The organism is Salinimicrobium sp. TIG7-5_MAKvit, from assembly GCF_049569215.1.
GTDB classification, from domain to species: domain Bacteria; phylum Bacteroidota; class Bacteroidia; order Flavobacteriales; family Flavobacteriaceae; genus Salinimicrobium; species Salinimicrobium profundisediminis.
The window spans coordinates 2,742,027-2,760,574 of the sequence record NZ_CP145903.1; the positions used below are offsets into that span (position 1 = coordinate 2,742,027).

An 18,548-nucleotide genomic window follows, 5' to 3' on the forward strand; every position below is an offset into this window, starting at 1 on the left:
CTTAAATAGATCATAAAATTGAACATGGAACAACAAGCTCCTTATAAACCTAACAATAAAGTAAGAATTGTAACCGCAGCTTCGCTCTTTGACGGGCATGATGCCGCCATAAATATTATGCGCCGTATCATCCAGTCTACAGGAGTAGAGGTAATTCACCTGGGGCATGATCGCAGTGTGGAGGAGGTGGTGAATTGTGCAATCCAGGAAGATGCTAATGCCATTGCCATGACCTCCTACCAGGGCGGGCATACCGAATATTTTAAATATATGCACGATCTGCTTAAGGAAAAAGGGGCCGGGCATATCAAGATCTTTGGCGGCGGCGGCGGTGTAATTCTGCCTGAAGAGATCAAAGAGCTTGAAGAATATGGCATCACCAGGATATATTCTCCCGATGATGGCCGCGAACTTGGGCTGCAGGGAATGATCAACGACCTGGTGAAAAAATCTGATTACCCGCTGGGGGACAGCCTCAACGGGGAGGTAGAAGAGTTGGAGAAGAAAACCCCGGGAGCTATTGCGAGGGTGATTTCGGCTGCCGAGAATTTTCCTGAAGTTGCCAAAGAAACTCTTGATAGAATTCATTCTGAAAATAAAGAAAAAGAGATTCCCGTGCTGGGAATTACCGGAACAGGTGGCGCCGGAAAATCTTCTTTGGTAGATGAACTTGTACGCCGTTACCTAATGGATTTTCCTGAAAAAACCATTGGGATTATTTCTGTAGACCCTTCCAAAAGAAAGACCGGGGGAGCCCTTTTAGGAGATCGTATTAGGATGAATGCGATCAACAATCCGCGGGTTTATATGAGGTCTTTGGCTACCCGTCAATCTAATCTTGCCCTGTCAAAATATGTTGCTGAAGCCATTGAGGTGCTAAAAGCCGCGAGTTATGACCTTATTGTTCTGGAAACTTCGGGAATTGGGCAAAGTGATACAGAGATCCTGGAGCATTCTGATGTTTCACTTTATGTGATGACGCCCGAATTTGGTGCGGCTACACAGTTGGAAAAGATCGATATGCTTGACTTTGCCGATCTTGTGGCGATCAACAAATTCGATAAACGTGGTGCTTTAGACGCCCTTCGCGATGTGAAAAAACAATATCAGCGCAACCACGGATTGTGGCATGAAAACCCTGATAGTCTTCCTGTTTTTGGAACTATTGCTTCTCAATTCAACGATCCCGGTATGAACACGCTCTACAAGCAGATCATGGACAGGATCGATGAGAAAGTGGGAAGTAAGTTTAGTTCTACTTTCAACATCTCAAAGGAGATGAGCGAAAAGATCTTCGTGATCCCGCCAAACAGAACGCGATATCTTTCTGAAATTTCAGAAAATAACCGCAGCTATGATGAGAAAGCGGCCTCACAGGCTGAAGTTGCTCAAAAGCTCTACGGAATATACAAAACCATTGAATCAATAACCGGAACTAAGGTCGGTCTAAATCAATACGGATTCGAAGAAGATGAGCTGAAGGATGACACCATTTTAGAAAATGAGGAGCTGGTAAATCTACTGAAGAAAGAGTTTGATAAAGTTAAAATGGACCTCGATCCTTACAACTGGGAAGTCGTTACCGGGTGGGATGAAAAAGTGAATAAATATAAAGATCCTATCTACTCCTTTAAGGTGCGCGACAAGGAGATTAAAATTGAAACCCATACCGAATCCCTTTCCCATACCCAGATCCCGAAGGTTGCATTACCAAAATACCAGGCCTGGGGTGACATTTTAAGATGGTGCCTGCAGGAAAATGTGCCGGGAGAATTCCCTTATACTGCCGGATTGTATCCTTTTAAAAGACAGGGGGAAGATCCTACCAGGATGTTTGCGGGAGAAGGTTCGCCTGAACGTACCAACCGCCGTTTCCATTACGTGAGTATGGGCTTACCGGCAAAGCGACTTTCTACGGCATTTGATTCGGTCACGCTTTACGGAAACGATCCTGATCATCGCCCTGATATCTACGGAAAGATCGGGAATGCCGGAGTTTCCATCTGCTGTCTCGATGATGCGAAGAAGTTATATTCAGGCTTTGATCTTGCCGACCCTATGACTTCAGTAAGTATGACCATTAACGGCCCTGCGCCAATGTTGCTTGGGTTCTTTATGAACGCTGCAATAGATCAGCAGTGTGAGAAGTATATTAAAGAGAATGGCCTTGAGAAAGAGGTGCAGGAAAAGATTGATAAGATCTATGCTGAAAAAGGAATGGGGCAGCCCAAATACAGAGGCGAACTCCCGGAAGGAAATGACGGCCTCGGACTCATGTTATTGGGTGTTACGGGAGATCAGGTGTTGCCGGCAGATGTTTATGCAGATATTAAAAAAAGGACCCTTAGCCAGGTGCGGGGAACTGTACAGGCAGATATCCTGAAGGAAGATCAGGCGCAGAACACCTGTATCTTTTCAACAGAATTCGCTTTGAGATTGATGGGTGACGTGCAGGAATATTTTATTCAGGAAAATGTGCGGAATTTCTATTCAGTTTCTATTTCAGGTTATCACATCGCTGAAGCCGGGGCTAACCCCATTACGCAGCTGGCACTTACCCTTGCCAACGGATTCACCTATGTAGAATATTACCTGAGCAGGGGAATGGATATCAATAAATTCGGGCCGAATTTATCGTTCTTTTTCTCTAACGGAGTTGATCCCGAATATGCGGTGATTGGAAGGGTAGCGAGAAAGATCTGGTCAAAAGCACTGAAGTATAAGTACGGCGCCAATCCGCGGGCGCAGATGCTGAAGTATCACATCCAGACTTCCGGAAGATCCCTGCACGCACAGGAAATTGATTTTAATGACATAAGAACCACGCTTCAGGCGCTTTATGCCATTTATGACAACTGTAATTCTTTGCACACTAATGCTTACGATGAGGCTATTACTACGCCTACAGAGGCTTCAGTAAGAAGAGCGATGGCTATACAATTGATCATCAATAAAGAATTGGGGTTAACAAAGAATGAGAATCCTATCCAGGGAGCATTTATAATAGAAGAACTTACCGATCTTGTGGAAGAAGCAGTACTTCAGGAGTTTGACCGCATCACCGAAAGAGGCGGAGTTCTTGGTGCAATGGAAACTATGTACCAGCGGAGTAAAATTCAGGAAGAGAGTCTTTACTATGAAACCCTAAAACACAATGGAGATTTCCCCATCATTGGAGTAAATACTTTTCTTAGCTCTACAGGTTCGCCAACTGTGACTCCCGGGGAAGTAATCCGAGCCACCGAAGAGGAAAAACAGAGTCAGATCCAAACGTTGCAGGACCTGCATGAGGCGAAGAAGGAACTGGAACACGAAACCCTCGAAAAGGTGAAAAATGCAGCCATTCAGAATGAGAATATTTTTGAGGTGCTTATGGAAGCTACAAAGGTTTGTTCGTTAGGACAGATCACTACAGCTTTATTTGAAGTAGGAGGGCAGTACAGGAGAAATATGTAAGCAGAGAACCGATGTGCGACAGCGACGTCGGGAGCCTCTTGAAAATATTATATATCAAACCTCACAGGTTTTTAAAACCTGTGAGGTTTTTTTGTTGTTTATTTCTACGAAACCTAACAGGTCTCTAAGACCTGTTAGGTTATATTCATTTCCGAAGAAAGTCTTTGATCAGCCTGTCGAGGTTCTAAACTCAAGTAGGGTATTTTCAATTTTGTACTTTTATTTGGACAAACGCCACCTCACATGAATTCACAAAAGTTTCTTCACACTGATGCTTAAAGCACCACTATTCTCATCAGGATCATGGTAGGTGCTGTATTTTTTGTTGAAGGCATTCAAAAATTCCTTTATCCTGAAATGCGTGGTCCGGGCCGATTCGCAAAAATGGGCTTTCCGGAACCGGAGATCCTTGGGAACCTGGTTGGATTTTTGGAGGTAGCTGCAGGAATCCTGCTTCTCATGGGCTTATTAACGCGTGGGGCTGCTTTGACTACTTTACTTATAATGACTGTTGCTATTATTACAACAAAAATACCTATTGGCTTCGGGGAAAGCTTTGGACCTTTTGTACTACGGGATCTAAAAACCTATGGATTTTGGAGTATGGCTCACGAAATGCGTACCGATTTCGCGATGTGGCTGGGTTCCCTGTTTCTCATGATAAGGGGAGGCGGGCGCTGGTCGGTAGATAGATATCTTTCAAAATAACAGACTTAAGAGGAAGAGATGACTATTTCTTGATTAACCTGAACCCAAAAAAGGTATCTCAAAAATGCCATTTTTGAAATACCTTTCTGTAACTCTTTAAATCTTCAGAAGTAAAATTTGCGCTATTCTTCGTCGTCAAATGGGTTATCGAAAGGAATATTGTCATCTGGGTCTACATCATCATAATTCACTCCCGGCGGATTAAATAATCCCCAGCGGTCAATTATGTAATTCAACTGGTCAAAATTCTTTACCCATTCTGCAAAAAGCACCCGGAATTCTTCAATCTCTCCTCTTAGCATTTCCAGATATTCAACTTCCTTAAAACCTTCCATGACAAACCCATTACAACCCACGTATATTTCGCGGGCGCATTTTCGAATGATCGCTGCATTCTCCATCTTTATGTCATAGAGGTCGACACCTTCTGCTCCGGCTATTTTAGGCGCGAGCTGTAGAGCATCGGTATACATATTATGGGCTACCGCAGTAGTGAATTCGTCTTCTTCGGGAACCAGTTGTATTATGCGCTCTACAATTTCAAGAATTTCCATTGCCTTACGGTACAATGGCGTACGCTCCAGTTTGTCTTTATTCACAACGCAGGGCGTTAGGCTGGAGACTCGTCTTCAATGTTAATGGCGGAATTGTCCTGGTGAAGTTTCCACTTCTCGTAAGCCACGAGATCATCACTTACCAGTGCAAGGCAGGCCGCAATTACTCCTGCATCATCAAGAAAACCGGCGACGGGAATAAAATCGGGGATGAGGTCCAGGGGCATGAGTACGTAGAGCAAAGCTCCCACAACTGCAGCAATAGTTTTCCAGGGCACTTCCCTGTAATTGCCGTTCCAGTAATCCCGAACCAGGCTAAACATGCTTTTTGCCTTGGCCAGGTATCCGCTCATCGATTCGTTGTTACGGAATTTGTCTTCAATTTTTTGCTCTTTTGCAAGTACCTTTTTAAGGTCCTTTTGTTCTACTTTCTCTGCCTGCTCATTAAGAGCGCGATTTGCCTCTTCGGGGCTAATGTCTTTCATAATTGTTTGATCTTAATTTTTATTTTGATTTAGTTGTCCGGTTCTTCTGAATATATTGTCAATGGTATATTCCGCAGCACTTTTAATCTTTGAGAGCTCCCGCCATTCAATTGGTGTTGCAACGCCTGCATCTTCAGTGGCTCTTAAAGAAAAAGGGCATACAGCGGTTTGGGCGTATGCATTCCGCAGATAATCTACAAAAATTTTTGATCTGCGCTTTTCTTTTCTTATTTCCGTAGTGAATAATTCGGGATGGCGCTTTTCTGCTTCTTCTGCTATTTCGCGGGCTGTTGCTTTTACCTGGTCAAAATCTTTTCCTCTTCTTATCTTGTAGTATAAATGTAAGCCGCTTTTCCCGCTGGTCATAAGGGAAGGGTCTATGTCTTTCTCATTTAATAATTCCCGCATTGCCTTAGCCCCTTTCTTTATTTTTTCAAAATCATCATCGGAAGGATCCAGATCAAAGATGACCTTATCGGGCTGCCGCAATTTGTCCTTTTTGCTCAACCATATATGAAATGCCACGGTGCCCTGGTTGGCGAGGTACACAAGTGTTTTGATGTCATTGCAAAGAATTTGTGTGTTTGATCCTTCTTCGGTTTCAATTTCTACAGTCTTTATAAAATCTGGAAAATAATCTGAAATGCTTTTTTGATAGAATCCGTTGTTGTCAATTCCGTTTGGAAATCGGTGCAGGGTAAGTGGCCTGTCCTTTAGATAAGGAAGCATGAGAGGGGCCACTTTTTTATAATAAGTCACCATGTCTCCCTTGCTGATCTTTTTCTTCGGAAAAATGATCTTGTCATAATTTGAAATCTCTACCCCGGCAACTGTCATTCACTACAGATTTTTAGATTCTTCTTGTGCTATTTGATTCAGTGTCCTTCCTGAAGTGACGCTTTTAGACTGAGTGCTTACAGGGTTGCGGCGGGCATCGGCTTCGGCATCATCCTGCTTCATAAGCAGCCAGTTTCCCTTCATCTTTCCGCCTTTCATTTCCACAAGATTATATCCGCCTTTCAGTTTTTTTCCGTGAAGGGTGACTTCAATACTGCCTGCATTAAAGCTTTCTTCCAGGGAAATAAGCTTACCATCTTCATCTTTTTTATTGCTCTCAATGGTGCCGGTGTCCCAAATCATTACTGTACCCCCGCCATATTCTCCTTTTGGGATTACTCCCTCAAAATCGGCATAGGCAATTGGATGATCTTCGGTGGGGATCGCCATTCTCTTTACTGAAGGATCTGTGCTTGGGCCTTTGGGTACCGACCATGATTTAAGGGTGTTGTCAATCTCCAGCCTAAAGTCGTAATGAAGGTTGGTGGCATCGTGCTTCTGAATTACAAATATGGGTTGCTCATTTTTCTTCTTAGATGGCACATCCCGCGGCTCACCGGTCTTGCTGAAATCCCTTTTTTCATTATAACTTTTCATGCTATTCATTTTTGCACATCCCGCAGGTTGGAAAATGTACAAAAAATGCTTCTGCGCCTTCGTTAAAGAAGTCTCAAAACTTATTCTGAAATAAAATGAATATGGATGGAAGGTTGTTTTTGCATGAAGTTTATTTTAGATACTTTTGTCGCGTGTAATCTTTAGCACCAAACTAATTAAATGGAAGGAATTTGGGTATTTGCCATTGCGGTGTTTACAGGGTTTATTGCTATCAATAATCCTGTAGGAAATGTGCCTATATTTCTTAGCCTTACCCGCCAGGCCGATAGGCCTACCAAAAAGAAAATCTCTAAAAAGGCCACTTTTACAGCCTTTGTTATTGTCTCTGGATTTATAATCCTGGGTAAATATATCTTCGATTTTTTCGGGCTTACAATTCCTGCCTTTAAGATTACCGGGGGCATCCTGGTATTTTTTGTAGGCTTTGAAATGATTCGTGCGCAGGTATCAAGTATTGACAACCAGACAGAAATAAACTTCAACGAAGAAATATCTATTTCACCGCTTGGGATTCCTATCCTTGCCGGTCCCGGTACTATTGTAACAGCAATGAACTTTACTACTACCGCCACCTACCTGCAATTGGGCATAATCCTGGTGATGTTTGCGCTGGTAATGTGGCTAAATCACCTGGCATTTCTCTCAAGTGAATACCTTGTGCGCTATATTGGAGCCAATAAAATTGTGGTGGTAGAGAAAATCATGGGTCTTATCATTGCAATTATTGGCGTTAACATGCTGATAGAAGGGATTCACATCGCCTTTATGGAATAAAATAAATAATAAATTGGTTTTTAGTAGGTTATCGGTTTTATAGTTGTACCTTCGCCTCCAATTTAAATTTATATAATGAATAAAGGTACAGTTAAGTTCTTTAACGAATCAAAAGGTTACGGATTTATTAAGGACGAAGAGTCAAATGATGAGTATTTCGTACATGCTAATGGTCTTGTAGATGAGATTAGACAGGATGACGAAGTAACTTTCGACCTTGAAGAAGGTAGAAAAGGTGTAAATGCAGTAAACGTGAGACAAGCTTAGTCTCAATTTTTGATATTTATATTCTTAAGCCTTGCTATTTAGTAAGGCTTTTTTTATGCCTTACCCGAAAATACATCTGTGGATGCTGGAATTTTTATTACCTTAATTCCATGAAAAGAATAATCTTTTTTTTGTTCCTGAGCCTGCAGGTGTCCGCCCAGGAATTGATGATAAAAAAGGGAATTGTCGTAGATGACTTCAAGGTCTCTGACACCCTCCAGGAAAGTTATGCCCTTTATCTTCCCACAACGTATCAAAATAACAAATTATGGCCGGTACTTTTCTTGTTTGACGGAGAGGGCAGAGGGAAGGCTGCTGCACAACTATTCCAGTCTACTGCCGAGGAGCAGGGGTACATCCTTGTCTCTTCAAATAATATAAGTGAACAAAATGAATTAAAGGAAAATGCCGTTGTTGCCGCGAGGTTGTTACAACGAGTCGCGAATATTTTACCTTTAGATTCCCGGCAAATAGCCGCTGCAGGTTCTATGACCGGCGGTAAGGTGGCAAGTTCGCTGCCTCTTATTTTTGATAATTTTCTTGGTGTTGTGGCAGTTGGAGACCACTGGGTGAATTTTAACCTGCTCGATAATAAAAAGAATTTCCTCTTTGTTGGAATAGTAGGAGATGAACAATTTTCGGGTCGGGCAATGAATAGCACTGCAGCTGCTCTTTCCCAACTCAGGTTTCCCACACAGATCTATACTTATTCCGGGGGGGAAGATTGGCCTGTTCCAGAGATCATTTCCAGTGCCGTGGGTTCTCTTACGCTTGAAGCTATGCGCGAAGGGAACCGTCCTTTAGATAATCAGCTCATTGAACAGTTGTACCGTAACGATCTTTCCCGCGTAAACAGGCTAATGAGCCAAAATCAACTTATAAATGCCGAAGTTCTTCTGGAGGTGATGGAAGAAAAGTATGATAAGCTGGTGAATATGGCCGAAATAAGGTCAAAACAGGACCAGTTGTTGCGCTCCCGGAATTACGACCAGCAAAAGCGCCAGCAAGTAAGCATTCTTCAAAAAGAATCGAGACTGCTGGATGATTTTGTTTACTACCTGGAAGAGGATATTCGCACCGCAAATTTTGAAAATCTCGGCTGGTGGAATTATCAAAAAAATCAGTTGGATTCCCTCGCCCAAAGAAAAGATGGGGAGGCAAAAATGGCACTTCGGTTAAAAGATTTTATAAAAGAATATATTCATCTTAAACGCCAGGACATGAGTAAATCTCGTGTGCCTCTGGAGAGTGAACTCATAACGAATATGATTCAGACCATTTTTGATCCCAAAGCTTTTGGCGCCTATAAAAATATCATTTCTCTAAGTGCGCAGGACAATGATTTCTCCACAGCCTACTTCTACCTTGAAGAAATGCTGAAGCACGGTTATAAAGACATGCAGGGATTATACACCATTGAAGGAACTTTGGGCTTACGCCTAACCCCTGAATACAACCAGATCATTGAAAATTACCTGGGCGCCTCGAAATTTTATGATTCTAAAGAAGAGTCTCAAAAATGAGGTTTTTAGGCATTTTTCTGTTTCTGTTGTTCCCGGGTGTGGCCATTGGGCAGCAGGACTCTGCATTTATTGCATTTCAGGAAGAGATCAATTCAGAATTTAAAGATGCGGCCACTTCTCCTCTGTCAGAAAAGGATCGGGAAAGTTTTGAAGCTCTGGATTTTTTTCCGTTTGATCCCAACTTCAGGGTTGAAGCTGAATTTTTGAGAACTCCTCAAGAAGTTCCTTTTGCTATGCCCACTACTTCTGAAAAAAAGAAGATGTATGTGAAGTATGGCGAATTGTATTTTACTCTTAAAGGAGAAGAATTTAAACTGAATGTTTACCAGAGCCTTGTACTATCACAAACTGAGGAATACAAAGACTACCTGTTTTTGCCTTTTACAGATCCTACTAACGGAGTGACTACTTATGGAGGAGGAAGGTATCTCGACTTAACGATCCCTGCCAACAGGGTGTTTCAGCTGGATTTCAATAAAGCTTACAATCCTTATTGTGCTTATAGCGGTGGCTATTCCTGTCCCATTCCGCCGGCCGAAAACAAGCTGGGAATACCTGTAACCGCAGGGGTGAAGAAGTACAAAGAGCACTAGCTCAGTTTAGATAACCAGATTCCGATTAAAACGGCAGCAATTCCCAGGAAGATACTTCCGGCAGAATATATCCCAAAGTTGATGTAATCTCCTGCTTTCAGCAAAGCCTGGTTTTCAAAACTAAATGCCGAAAAGGTGGTGAACCCGCCACAGAATCCGGTGGCGAGCAGCAAAGTTGTGTTAGGGGAAATGGCCTCCTGTTTCATTCCCAATCCTAATATGAACCCTATCAAAAGACTTCCGAAGAAATTAACCAGCAGCGTGCCCAGCGGGATGGAAGAAACTGAGTTGAGGTTTTTTGAAATTAAAAATCGAAGGGCACTGCCAAATCCCCCGCCAAGAAAAACCAGTAGCACCTGTTTCATTATTCTACCGGAATATAAATTTCTGTGACCCAGAGCGCCGGATTGTCAATTTTAGTAGGGTCGGTAATCAGCATCTCAAAAGGTTGGCCTTGTGCATTTACAATTAAACCGTTTTCTTCAATATAGCGGTAAGTGCGCTCCCAGGCTTCGGAAGCATTTTTGTGATGACCATTAAGAGTGGTTTTAACCACTTTTTGAGGCTCGAGATAGCCATTAAGGATCTCACTTCCGGCAGGAGTAATCACCTGGCTTGGGGTAGGAACGCCGGCTGAAAAAATCGTAGTGCCATTGCGGTCATCCCGCTGATTATAAATAATAAGAGGCTGCCCGCTTATAGAAATGTTGTTCTGGTTCATGTAGAGTTTTACCTGTTCAATCATACTGGCTGCACGTGTATTAACCTCACCCATGCGTGAGGCGGTAGTGGTGTACATATAATATCCTCCCCCATGTTCGGTCACCCCGTCTACATTAATGGAATAGGCTTCCATCTTTCTGGTAACGTGCTGTTCCAGGTTCTCAATACTCTGTTCAAAGATGGGAAGAAAAACTTCGGCGAGTTCTTCATCCTGTACGGTGAAGGCCAGTTTTTCCTTAAAGCTTTGATTGCCTTCCAGCTTCCAGGTGACTCGTGTACCTTCGTCTTCGGGAGTGAAGGTCCAGGTGATTTTACCTTCGGCTTCACCAATAATAGTTTTTGTCTTCAGTATTTGTTCAATATTCGAATAAGGGATTGCTGCTGTGGTTACTATACTTCCATCTCTAATACCCTCTGCCTGCCACGAGATAGCTGTGTCTTTTTCAGAAGTCGCTCCGGCAACATTGAGGTCCATTCCTTCAATTTGGTTCCAGGCTTCCCACGATTTCCAGTTTGAATAATCAGCTACCTCCCGAAATAGCATTGGCGCAGGCGCATTAATGAGCTTGCTGGTCTCAACTTTGTATTGGCCATCTTGAGTGGCTATGTATATGGAGCCTGCGATAAAAAGGATTAACAGCAGGAAAAGAAGGTACTTTAAGATCTTCATGATGTGAGGCGGGTTTATAGTATTTATTATGCTAATATAAATAATTTGAAAATGTTAATTCTTACATTTGTTATCTAATGGTGAAAGTCCTGCAGGTTGGAAATTTATACTGCTTTCCTTCCTGAAAGTTTTTCCAGCACTTTTAATAATTAAACTCTTAAAAATGAAAATTAAAGCTTATTTGATGCTGTTTTTTGCGGCAACAATTCTATTTTCCTGCGCAGATTCCAAGATGGAAAACCCTGCAGCTGTGGGAGAAGTTGATCAAACCGACGATTTTGATTATCAGGTAGATGAATTTGCAGATATCAAGATCTTGCGGTACCAGATTCCCGGCTGGGAAGATCTTAGCCTAAAGGAACAAAAACTGGTGTATTACCTTGTACAGGCCGGTCTTAGCGGGAGAGATATTATTTGGGACCAGAACTACAAACACAACCTTAAAATTAGGGAAGCCCTTGAGAATATCTACGCCAGCTACGAAGGAGACAAAACTACCGATGACTGGAAGAATTTTGAAACCTACCTTAAGAGGGTGTGGTTCTCTAATGGGATTCACCACCATTACTCAATGGACAAGCTGAAACCTGAATTCAGCAAAGAATATTTTGATACTCTTCTTAGCGAGACCAACACTCAGCTTACAGGAGAGGCGTATGAAGTGATCTTTAATGATAAAGACGCTAAAAAGGTGAACCTTGATGAATCTAAAGGTTTGGTTGAAGGTTCTGCGGTTAACTTTTATGGTGAAGGCATCACTGCAAAAGATGTTGAGCAGTTCTACGCCAATAAAAAGTCCCCAAACCCAAATAAACCTCTTGCGTTTGGTCTTAATTCAAAACTTGTAAAGGAAAATGGGCAAATCGTAGAAAAGGTTTACAAGAGTGGCGGCATGTATGGCCCTGCAATAGACAAGATCATCTTCTGGTTGGAAAAGGCAAAAGGAGTTGCCGAAAATCAGCAGCAGGCAGATGCACTTGCGCTGTTAATAAAATATTACACAACCGGAGATCTTCAAACCTGGGATGACTACAATATCGCCTGGGTTGAAGCTACCGAAGGAAATATTGACTACATCAACAGTTTTATCGAAGTTTATAACGACCCGCTTGGTTACACAGGTTCTTATGAAACTATTGTGCAGATCAAAGATTTTGATATGAGTAAGAAGATGCAGGTGCTTGAAGAAAACGTGCAGTGGTTTGAAGATAATGCACCTTTGATGGAAGAGCACAAGAAAGATTCTGTGGTAGGGGTTACTTACAAAACAGTGATCGTTGCAGGAGAGGCAGGAGATGCTTCGCCGGCTACTCCTATTGGTGTGAACCTTCCTAACTCTAACTGGATAAGAAAAGAGCACGGTAGCAAATCTGTATCTCTTGGAAATATCATTAACTCATACAACAATGCCGGCAGCACTGGCAGGCTTGAAGAATTTGCTCACGACGAGGAAGAGATCACTCTTGAAAAAGAATACGGGCAACTTGCCGATAAACTTCATACCGCACTTCACGAAGTGGTAGGTCATGCTTCAGGGCAACTTAATCCTGGAGTTGGAGAAACCAAAGAAACCCTAAAAAGTTATGCTTCTACTTTGGAAGAAGGCCGTGCCGACCTTGTAGGTCTTTACTACCTTATGGATCCAAAACTGGAAGAACTCGGGTTGGTTGATGATTATGAAAAAGTGGGGAAAGCTGCCTACGACGGGTACATTAGAAACGGATTAATAACACAGCTTATCCGTCTTGAGCCGGGAGCCGATATTGAAGAAGCACACATGAGAAACCGCCAGTGGGTGAGTGCATGGGTGTTTGAAAAAGGCCAGGAAAAAGGCATTATTGAGAAGGTAACCAGAGATGGAAAAACTTATTTTAATATTACAGACTACGCTGCACTTCGTGATCTTTTCGGTCAACTGCTAAAAGAGACCCAAAGAATTAAATCTGAAGGAGATTACCAGGCGGCAAAAGACCTTGTAGAGAACTACGGTGTAAAAGTAGATCAGGATATTCACACCGAAGTTCTTGAAAGAAATGCACAGTTCAAATCTGCTGCTTATAGCGGATTTGTGAATCCTATTCTTGTTCCTGAGACAGATGATAATGGTGAGATCACAGCTATTAAAGTGGTACAGCCAACTTCTTTTGAAGAGCAAATGCTTAAGTATTCAGAAGAATTTGATGTACTTCCTCTGGAAAACTAGTTCGAAGCACCAAATTAATACAAGCCGTCATTCTGCAAAGAGTGGCGGTTTTTTTATGCTGAATATTATCCTTTTAAAAAGCTTTTAAGCACAAACAGGAGCAGGATAAAACCAATAAACCCAAGTAAGATGAAGATTGTGCCTTTATAGTATTTGCGGTGCAGTTTGATGTCTTTTCGATAGCTGAAGATGATCACTCCCACAAAGGCCACGAAGAACAATGCGGCAAAAATCCATTGTCCTGTGCTAAACATTTCCATAGGGCCTTAATTTTTCTAATTTTATGCGAATTTAAAGCATTAGGATGAAAAAAAGCTTAAAAGCAGTACAGGAGTTTCATGAAGCTTTTGGTTTGGGAGTGAAACAGCAGCCCACAGCAAGGCTCGAAGACGGAAAAACACAGTTGCGGTACGAATTGATGAAGGAGGAGAATGAAGAATACCTGGAAGCAGCAAAAAATGGGGACCTGCCCGAAATTGCAGATGCCCTGGGTGATATGTTGTACATTTTGTGCGGTACAATTTTAGAGCACGGCCTGCAGCACAAAATTTCTGAAGTTTTTGATGAGATACAGCGCAGCAATATGAGCAAACTCGGCGAAGATGGGAAACCAATTTACAGAGAAGACGGGAAGGTACTCAAAGGACCAAATTATTTCAGGCCGAACTTTGAAAAAATTCTGAGGTAAAATTGTAGGTCTAATATGCCATTTTTGACACCTCGCTGCGACCAGTAATTTCCCCGCCTTTTCCATATTTTGAAATTTTAGTATCTTATAAAGATGAGAGCAATATATTTCATTTTTATAAGCCTGGTCTTTATGTCCTGTCGCAATTCCGGGGGAGGTGAAGAGGTACAGGCGCCAACGTTGGGAGAGGAAACTGTACAGGAGGAGCAAAACCCGAAGCTGCAAACCTACACCTCCCAAAAATGGTATTTTTCAGCAGAAATTCCGCTGGGATTTGAGGTTTTTGAAGGGCAACTTCCGGGGGAGTCGCCTGTAATTAATTTCTACGATAGCGAAATTGAGAAGGAACCTCCGTTTGGCATTCATAATGATGCCTCTATGGCCTATATAACCGTGCTACCGCAGGGTTTTGGTGTTGATGCACCTGGTGGGCCGCGTAAATCATTAAAAGATTGGGAAGGGAACCTGCCTTTGTCGTTCAACATCAATAAAAACGATTCCTACGCCTATTTGCTGGAAAGTGGTGAGCCGTGGGCAATAGGTATCAGCTTCAATTCGCCGCCGCCGGGCTGGAATGAATATGGAACCATCTATATTTTTTATGAGGTAAATGATTTTAGGGCAGAATGCTTCAGCAGTAGCACCGGTGAAGAAATAACTATGGATCAATGCGATTCTTTAGGAGGGGATGCCATGAAGTTCTACGGAAAGGTTTCCGAAGAAAAAAGGTCAGCCTTAAATGCCATTTTAGAGAGTTTACATTTTATTGATCCCAACCGGGAGCGCGAAGAGATTGGAAATTTAATTAAGCCTGAAGTACCCGAAAGAAACGCTACTGTAACTTCGCCGCTGCACATAGAAGGCAGGGCAAAAGGCACCTGGTTTTTTGAAGCGAATGCGCCGGTAAAGCTGGTGACCGAAAGTGGGAAAGTACTGGCCGAAAGTTATCTTGAAGCACAAGGAGACTGGATGACCAAAGATTGGGTACCGTTTAGCGGGCAGCTTGAATTTAAGACAAAAGAAAAGCGCGGCTATTTGATCTTTAGCCGCGCCAATGCTTCAGGAAAACCGGAGCATGACAGGATGCTTCGGATTCCGGTAGTGTTTAATTAATTCTTTTTGACAGCATATCTCCAGCCAAATTTATCTTCGGCTTTATTGTACTGTATTTCCATTAACTTTTGTTTTAAAAGCGAGGCATAAGAATCTTCCAATTGTGGCAGTTCATATTTTTTGCCTTTGTTTCCAAAACCTCTTACGGGGTTAATAGTAGCAGCGGTACCCGATCCAAAGATCTCCTTGAGTTCACCTTTTTCGGCAGCTTCTACAATTTCAGAAACTTTGATACGCCTTACTTCTGCTTCAATTCCTAACTCTTCGGCAAGGGTGAGCACACTTTTTCGGGTCACCCCGTCAAGGATACGATCACTGGTAGGAGCCGTGATAAGTTTGTCTCCCACCCTAAAGAAAATGTTCATGGTGCCGGCTTCTTCCAAATATTCGTGAGAATTGGCATCGGTCCACACAATTTGCTGGTAGCCTTCTTCTTTGGCAAGATTAGTAGGGTAAAATTGCGCTCCGTAGTTTCCGGCCGCTTTGGCATATCCCACACCACCATCGGCAGCACGGCTAAATTTATCTGCAAAGAACACCCTTACTTCGCCGCTGTAATAAGCCTTGGCAGGAGAACAGATGATCATGAATTTATAAGATTTTGAAGGAGAGGCCGAAACCCCTTTTTCAGTAGCAATTACGAAAGGCCTTATATAAAGGGAATTTCCGAAGCCTTTTTTGATCCAGTCACGATCTAAATTTAGAAGGGCTTCAAGACCTTCAAGAAATACATCTTGTGGAAATTCGGGGATCGCAAGTCTTTGCGAAGATTTATTGAAACGCTCAATATTGTCGACAGGACGAAATAGCCACACCTGGTCGTCATCATCTTTAAAGGCTTTCATTCCTTCAAAAATAGCCTGCCCGTAATGGAAGACTTTGGCTGAAGGATCAAGCTGAATGGGACCATAAGGTTTTATCGTGGGATTTTGCCATTGACCGTCGTGATAATCGCATTCCATCATATGATCTGCAAATACATTTCCGAAGACCAGGTTATCAAAATCAACCGAATCGATATTTGAAGTTTTAGTTTCAATTACATCGATTGCGAGAGGTGTATTTTTCATGGATATCTATTTGAAGCAAATTTACCGAAATAAATACAGGTTCTAAAGATGTGTTTTAACTAATTTTATTTTAATTTGAAATTTACAAACCTTTAACAGGAACACAATGAAGAAAATTAATTTATTGCTGCTGTTATCTTCTTTAATGATGACAATATCCTTTTTTGCACAGGAAAAGAATTTGGGTGAAGCGGAAGGTTATATTTCTGTAGGAGAGGAGGTTGAGCTGGTTTCGGTACTTTCTACACAGCGTATGCAGGAGCACTATGACACCCTCAAACCCGGCGATACCGTCAATGTAGCTTTCAGGGGAAATGTGGCTTCGGTTTGTAAAAGCAAGGGTTGCTGGATGAAAGTAGCTCTCGAGGATGATCGTGAAGTTATGGTAAAATTTAAAGATTATGCCTTTTTTGTTCCTAAAGATATTGAGGATAAGGAAGTAATAGTCGAAGGAAAGGCTTTTGTGACTGAAATGTCTGTTGAAGGCCGGCAGCATTATGCCGAAGATGCAGGAAAGACCGCTGCTGAAGTCAAAGCTATAACCACTCCCGAGCTTACACTCTCATTTGTTGCCGATGGAGTTAAAATTAAAAACTAGGTCTTGAAACGTGAGATTATAAAAACCGGGGATGGTTCTTCCACCATTTTTCTGCCCGAGTGGAACGAGCATTACCACTCCAAACACGGTGCTTTGCAGGAGGCATTGCATGTCTTTATCAAATGTGGTTATCAATTCTACCTTTCAAGCCATGAGCCCACACAACTTTCAATTCTTGAAATAGGATTTGGAACAGGCCTTAACGCGCTCCTCACTTTAATTGAAGCTGAAAAAGATAGGATACACGTAAATTATACAGGCGTTGAAGCATATCCCGTGGAGGCAGAAGAACTTCAGGTATTAGATTATTCTGAAGTTGTAGGGGAGAAAGTGGCTTCAGAAGTTTTCAAAAAGCTGCATGAAACTCCCTGGGAAAAATCTGTTGAAATTTCGCCATTTTTCAGACTTCAGAAGGAAAAGAAATTCTTTAGTGAAATATCTGCAGTACAGGAATTTGATCTTATTTATTTTGATGCCTTTGGTCCGCGGGTGCAGCCCGATCTATGGAGTGAAGAGGTATTCAGGAACATGTATGCGGCCTTAAAAACCAACGGTGTATTGGTAACCTACTCTGCCAAAGGTGATGTGCGGCGGGCTATGCAGGCGGCAGGTTTTGAAGTGTCACGTTTACCTGGGCCACCTGGAAAGCGGGAGATGCTGCGGGCTGTCAAAAAATAGCGCTGTTAAACCTTTAATAAACAGCGGGGCTGTTTGAGGATAATGCCGTAAATTCAAAATAAAAATGCGAATTCTTATTACCGGAGCCACCGGCCTGGTAGGTTCAGAAATTACCCGATTGTGTCGTGAAAAGGGCATCAATGTCAATTTTCTAACCACGAGCAAGGGGAAAATTGAAAAGAGTGAGGTCTACCGTGGCTACTACTGGAACCCCTCAACCGGAGAAATAGATGCCAAATGCCTGGATGGTGTGGGTGCAATTATCAATCTTGCCGGGGCAAGTGTCTTCCAACCCTGGACGAAATCTAACAAGGAGAAAATTCTTAACAGCAGGCTGGATTCTTTAAATCTACTGTATAAAACCCTTGAACAGAATTCTCACCAGGTAGGGCAGCTGGTTTCTGCGAGTGCTATTGGTATCTACCCCAGCTCAAGAAGCAAGATGTACGAGGAAAAGGATACTGTGGTGGCCAAAGACTTTTTAGGAGAGGTGACGCAGCAGTGGGAAGCGGCAGCTGATAAATTCCAGGATCTTAGCCTGCGGGTTGCCAAAGTGAGGATAGGTATTGTACTCTCGGCCGAGGGCGGCGCCCTACCTCAAATTATGAAGCCAGTGAAGTTGAACCTGGGAGCACCTTTGGGTTCAGGGAAGCAGTGGCAGTCGTGGATCCATATAAAGGATCTCGCCAGTATCTTCCTCTTTATAATCACTAATGGTTTACAGGGCGTATATAATGGGGTAGCGCCAAATCCTGCCACCAATGAAGAGCTCACAAAAGAAATAGCAAATGCTCTCGATAAGAAATTGTGGCTTCCCAAAGTTCCGGGGCTGGCATTAAAAGCAGTGATGGGAGAAATGTCTGGCGTGGTGTTGGGTAGTCAGCTGGTGAGCAGCTCAAAAATCCAGGAAAAAGGCTTTGAGTTTTCCTTTGTGAATTTAAGGCCTACCATTAAAGATTTGATCAATAAAAAAGCCGGCTAAATGAAGCC

General features: G+C 42.6%; 20 protein-coding genes. 12 read left to right on the forward strand and 8 right to left on the reverse strand.

Going from position 1 to position 18,548, the window contains the following annotated elements:
* Nucleotides 1-24: 24 nt before the first annotated feature.
* Entirely contained in the window at nt 25-3,456 is a 3,432-nt protein-coding gene (locus V5739_RS12345) for a methylmalonyl-CoA mutase family protein (protein WP_423818400.1), read from the forward strand.
* Between the two features lie 288 nt (nt 3,457-3,744).
* Nucleotides 3,745-4,164, forward strand: a complete 420-nt coding sequence (locus V5739_RS12350) for a DoxX family protein (protein WP_423820472.1) — start codon at nt 3,745-3,747, stop codon at nt 4,162-4,164.
* 122 nt (nt 4,165-4,286) lie between these two features.
* Here V5739_RS12350 and V5739_RS12355 read toward each other — a convergent pair whose 3' ends face one another.
* The 4 genes from V5739_RS12355 to V5739_RS12370 are packed head-to-tail and all read right to left on the reverse strand — an operon-like array spanning nt 4,287 to nt 6,637.
* Nucleotides 4,287-4,763, reverse strand: a complete 477-nt coding sequence (locus V5739_RS12355) for a hypothetical protein (RefSeq protein WP_423818401.1) — start codon at nt 4,761-4,763, stop codon at nt 4,287-4,289.
* 11 nt (nt 4,764-4,774) lie between these two features.
* The gene (locus V5739_RS12360; protein WP_423818402.1) at nt 4,775-5,203 is read right to left on the reverse strand and encodes a YkvA family protein; all 429 of its coding nucleotides are present in this window, start codon (nt 5,201-5,203) and stop codon (nt 4,775-4,777) included.
* Nucleotides 5,204-5,215: 12 nt separating this feature from the next.
* The gene (gene ligD / locus V5739_RS12365; RefSeq protein WP_423818403.1) at nt 5,216-6,040 is read right to left on the reverse strand and encodes a non-homologous end-joining DNA ligase; all 825 of its coding nucleotides are present in this window, start codon (nt 6,038-6,040) and stop codon (nt 5,216-5,218) included.
* A 3-nt stretch (nt 6,041-6,043) separates the two neighbouring features.
* On the reverse strand, nt 6,044-6,637 hold the full coding sequence (locus tag V5739_RS12370) for a DNA polymerase ligase N-terminal domain-containing protein (protein WP_423818404.1): 594 nt from the start codon (nt 6,635-6,637) through the stop codon (nt 6,044-6,046).
* A 180-nt stretch (nt 6,638-6,817) separates the two neighbouring features.
* On the opposite strand from V5739_RS12370, the gene V5739_RS12375 reads away from it, so the two are divergent.
* The 4 genes from V5739_RS12375 to V5739_RS12390 all read left to right on the forward strand — a co-directional run bounded on the left by V5739_RS12375 (nt 6,818) and on the right by V5739_RS12390 (nt 9,815).
* Nucleotides 6,818-7,432, forward strand: a complete 615-nt coding sequence (locus tag V5739_RS12375; RefSeq protein ID WP_266070741.1) for a MarC family protein — start codon at nt 6,818-6,820, stop codon at nt 7,430-7,432.
* Nucleotides 7,433-7,507: 75 nt separating this feature from the next.
* A complete protein-coding gene (locus V5739_RS12380) occupies nt 7,508-7,699 on the forward strand; it encodes a cold-shock protein (RefSeq protein WP_029035283.1) in 192 nt (63 codons plus the stop codon).
* A 110-nt stretch (nt 7,700-7,809) separates the two neighbouring features.
* Nucleotides 7,810-9,222: a hypothetical protein gene (locus V5739_RS12385; protein WP_423818405.1), complete on the forward strand. Its 1,413-nt coding sequence runs from the start codon at nt 7,810-7,812 to the stop codon at nt 9,220-9,222.
* Entirely contained in the window at nt 9,219-9,815 is a 597-nt protein-coding gene (locus tag V5739_RS12390) for a DUF1684 domain-containing protein (protein ID WP_423818406.1), read from the forward strand. Before V5739_RS12385 ends, V5739_RS12390 begins: the two co-directional genes overlap by 4 nt.
* Here the strand turns inward: V5739_RS12390 and crcB are convergent.
* Both crcB and V5739_RS12400 read right to left on the reverse strand, forming a co-directional pair.
* Nucleotides 9,812-10,180, reverse strand: coding sequence for a fluoride efflux transporter CrcB (gene crcB, locus V5739_RS12395; RefSeq protein ID WP_266070738.1), 369 nt, complete (start codon nt 10,178-10,180; stop codon nt 9,812-9,814). The two genes, V5739_RS12390 and crcB, sit on opposite strands and share 4 nt — an antisense overlap.
* Complete coding sequence (locus V5739_RS12400) at nt 10,180-11,208, reverse strand: SRPBCC family protein (RefSeq protein ID WP_423818407.1); 1,029 nt, start codon at nt 11,206-11,208, stop codon at nt 10,180-10,182. The genes crcB and V5739_RS12400 overlap by 1 nt, the downstream gene beginning before the upstream one ends.
* A 163-nt stretch (nt 11,209-11,371) precedes the next feature.
* Here V5739_RS12400 and V5739_RS12405 point away from each other — a divergent pair, with 163 nt between their 5' ends.
* A complete protein-coding gene (locus tag V5739_RS12405; protein ID WP_423818408.1) occupies nt 11,372-13,411 on the forward strand; it encodes a dipeptidyl-peptidase 3 family protein in 2,040 nt (679 codons plus the stop codon).
* Nucleotides 13,412-13,476: 65 nt separating this feature from the next.
* On the opposite strand, the gene V5739_RS12410 is transcribed toward V5739_RS12405, so the two are convergent.
* Complete coding sequence (locus V5739_RS12410; protein ID WP_423820473.1) at nt 13,477-13,665, reverse strand: hypothetical protein; 189 nt, start codon at nt 13,663-13,665, stop codon at nt 13,477-13,479.
* A gap of 50 nt (nt 13,666-13,715) precedes the next feature.
* Here V5739_RS12410 and V5739_RS12415 point away from each other — a divergent pair, with 50 nt between their 5' ends.
* Entirely contained in the window at nt 13,716-14,099 is a 384-nt protein-coding gene (locus tag V5739_RS12415; protein ID WP_423818409.1) for a hypothetical protein, read from the forward strand.
* A gap of 93 nt (nt 14,100-14,192) precedes the next feature.
* Nucleotides 14,193-15,212 carry a Gmad2 immunoglobulin-like domain-containing protein gene (locus V5739_RS12420; RefSeq protein WP_423818410.1) on the forward strand — a complete coding sequence of 340 codons (1,020 nt, stop codon included), beginning with the start codon at nt 14,193-14,195 and terminating at the stop codon, nt 15,210-15,212.
* Here the strand turns inward: V5739_RS12420 and V5739_RS12425 are convergent.
* Nucleotides 15,209-16,282, reverse strand: coding sequence for a branched-chain amino acid aminotransferase (locus V5739_RS12425; protein WP_423818411.1), 1,074 nt, complete (start codon nt 16,280-16,282; stop codon nt 15,209-15,211). The two genes, V5739_RS12420 and V5739_RS12425, sit on opposite strands and share 4 nt — an antisense overlap.
* 106 nt (nt 16,283-16,388) lie before the next feature.
* Here V5739_RS12425 and V5739_RS12430 point away from each other — a divergent pair, with 106 nt between their 5' ends.
* The 3 genes from V5739_RS12430 (at nt 16,389) to V5739_RS12440 (ending at nt 18,540) form a co-directional block, all read left to right on the forward strand.
* Nucleotides 16,389-16,880 (forward strand): DUF4920 domain-containing protein, encoded by a 492-nt coding sequence (locus V5739_RS12430; RefSeq protein WP_423818412.1) that lies wholly within the window; start codon nt 16,389-16,391, stop codon nt 16,878-16,880.
* Between the two features lie 3 nt (nt 16,881-16,883).
* The gene (gene mnmD / locus V5739_RS12435) at nt 16,884-17,558 is read left to right on the forward strand and encodes a tRNA (5-methylaminomethyl-2-thiouridine)(34)-methyltransferase MnmD (protein ID WP_423818413.1); all 675 of its coding nucleotides are present in this window, start codon (nt 16,884-16,886) and stop codon (nt 17,556-17,558) included.
* Nucleotides 17,559-17,622: 64 nt separating this feature from the next.
* Nucleotides 17,623-18,540 carry a TIGR01777 family oxidoreductase gene (locus V5739_RS12440; protein WP_423818414.1) on the forward strand — a complete coding sequence of 306 codons (918 nt, stop codon included), beginning with the start codon at nt 17,623-17,625 and terminating at the stop codon, nt 18,538-18,540.
* The last annotated feature ends 8 nt before the right edge of the window (nt 18,541-18,548 follow it).

Bases quoted from the DNA above. Each gene is read 5' to 3' on its own strand.
- ligD (WP_423818403.1), bottom strand. From the start codon at position 6,040: ATGACAGTTGCCGGGGTAGAGATTTCAAATTATGACAAGATCATTTTT.
- crcB (WP_266070738.1), bottom strand. From the start codon at position 10,180: ATGAAACAGGTGCTACTGGTTTTTCTTGGCGGGGGATTTGGCAGTGCC.
- V5739_RS12390 (WP_423818406.1), top strand. From the start codon at position 9,219: ATGAGGTTTTTAGGCATTTTTCTGTTTCTGTTGTTCCCGGGTGTGGCC.
- V5739_RS12380 (WP_029035283.1), top strand. From the start codon at position 7,508: ATGAATAAAGGTACAGTTAAGTTCTTTAACGAATCAAAAGGTTACGGA.
- V5739_RS12400 (WP_423818407.1), bottom strand. From the start codon at position 11,208: ATGAAGATCTTAAAGTACCTTCTTTTCCTGCTGTTAATCCTTTTTATC.
- V5739_RS12360 (WP_423818402.1), bottom strand. From the start codon at position 5,203: ATGAAAGACATTAGCCCCGAAGAGGCAAATCGCGCTCTTAATGAGCAG.
- V5739_RS12425 (WP_423818411.1), bottom strand. From the start codon at position 16,282: ATGAAAAATACACCTCTCGCAATCGATGTAATTGAAACTAAAACTTCA.
- V5739_RS12430 (WP_423818412.1), top strand. From the start codon at position 16,389: ATGAAGAAAATTAATTTATTGCTGCTGTTATCTTCTTTAATGATGACA.
- V5739_RS12385 (WP_423818405.1), top strand. From the start codon at position 7,810: ATGAAAAGAATAATCTTTTTTTTGTTCCTGAGCCTGCAGGTGTCCGCC.
- V5739_RS12440 (WP_423818414.1), top strand. From the start codon at position 17,623: ATGCGAATTCTTATTACCGGAGCCACCGGCCTGGTAGGTTCAGAAATT.
- V5739_RS12415 (WP_423818409.1), top strand. From the start codon at position 13,716: ATGAAAAAAAGCTTAAAAGCAGTACAGGAGTTTCATGAAGCTTTTGGT.
- V5739_RS12420 (WP_423818410.1), top strand. From the start codon at position 14,193: ATGAGAGCAATATATTTCATTTTTATAAGCCTGGTCTTTATGTCCTGT.
- V5739_RS12375 (WP_266070741.1), top strand. From the start codon at position 6,818: ATGGAAGGAATTTGGGTATTTGCCATTGCGGTGTTTACAGGGTTTATT.
- V5739_RS12410 (WP_423820473.1), bottom strand. From the start codon at position 13,665: ATGTTTAGCACAGGACAATGGATTTTTGCCGCATTGTTCTTCGTGGCC.
- V5739_RS12370 (WP_423818404.1), bottom strand. From the start codon at position 6,637: ATGAAAAGTTATAATGAAAAAAGGGATTTCAGCAAGACCGGTGAGCCG.
- V5739_RS12405 (WP_423818408.1), top strand. From the start codon at position 11,372: ATGAAAATTAAAGCTTATTTGATGCTGTTTTTTGCGGCAACAATTCTA.
- V5739_RS12345 (WP_423818400.1), top strand. From the start codon at position 25: ATGGAACAACAAGCTCCTTATAAACCTAACAATAAAGTAAGAATTGTA.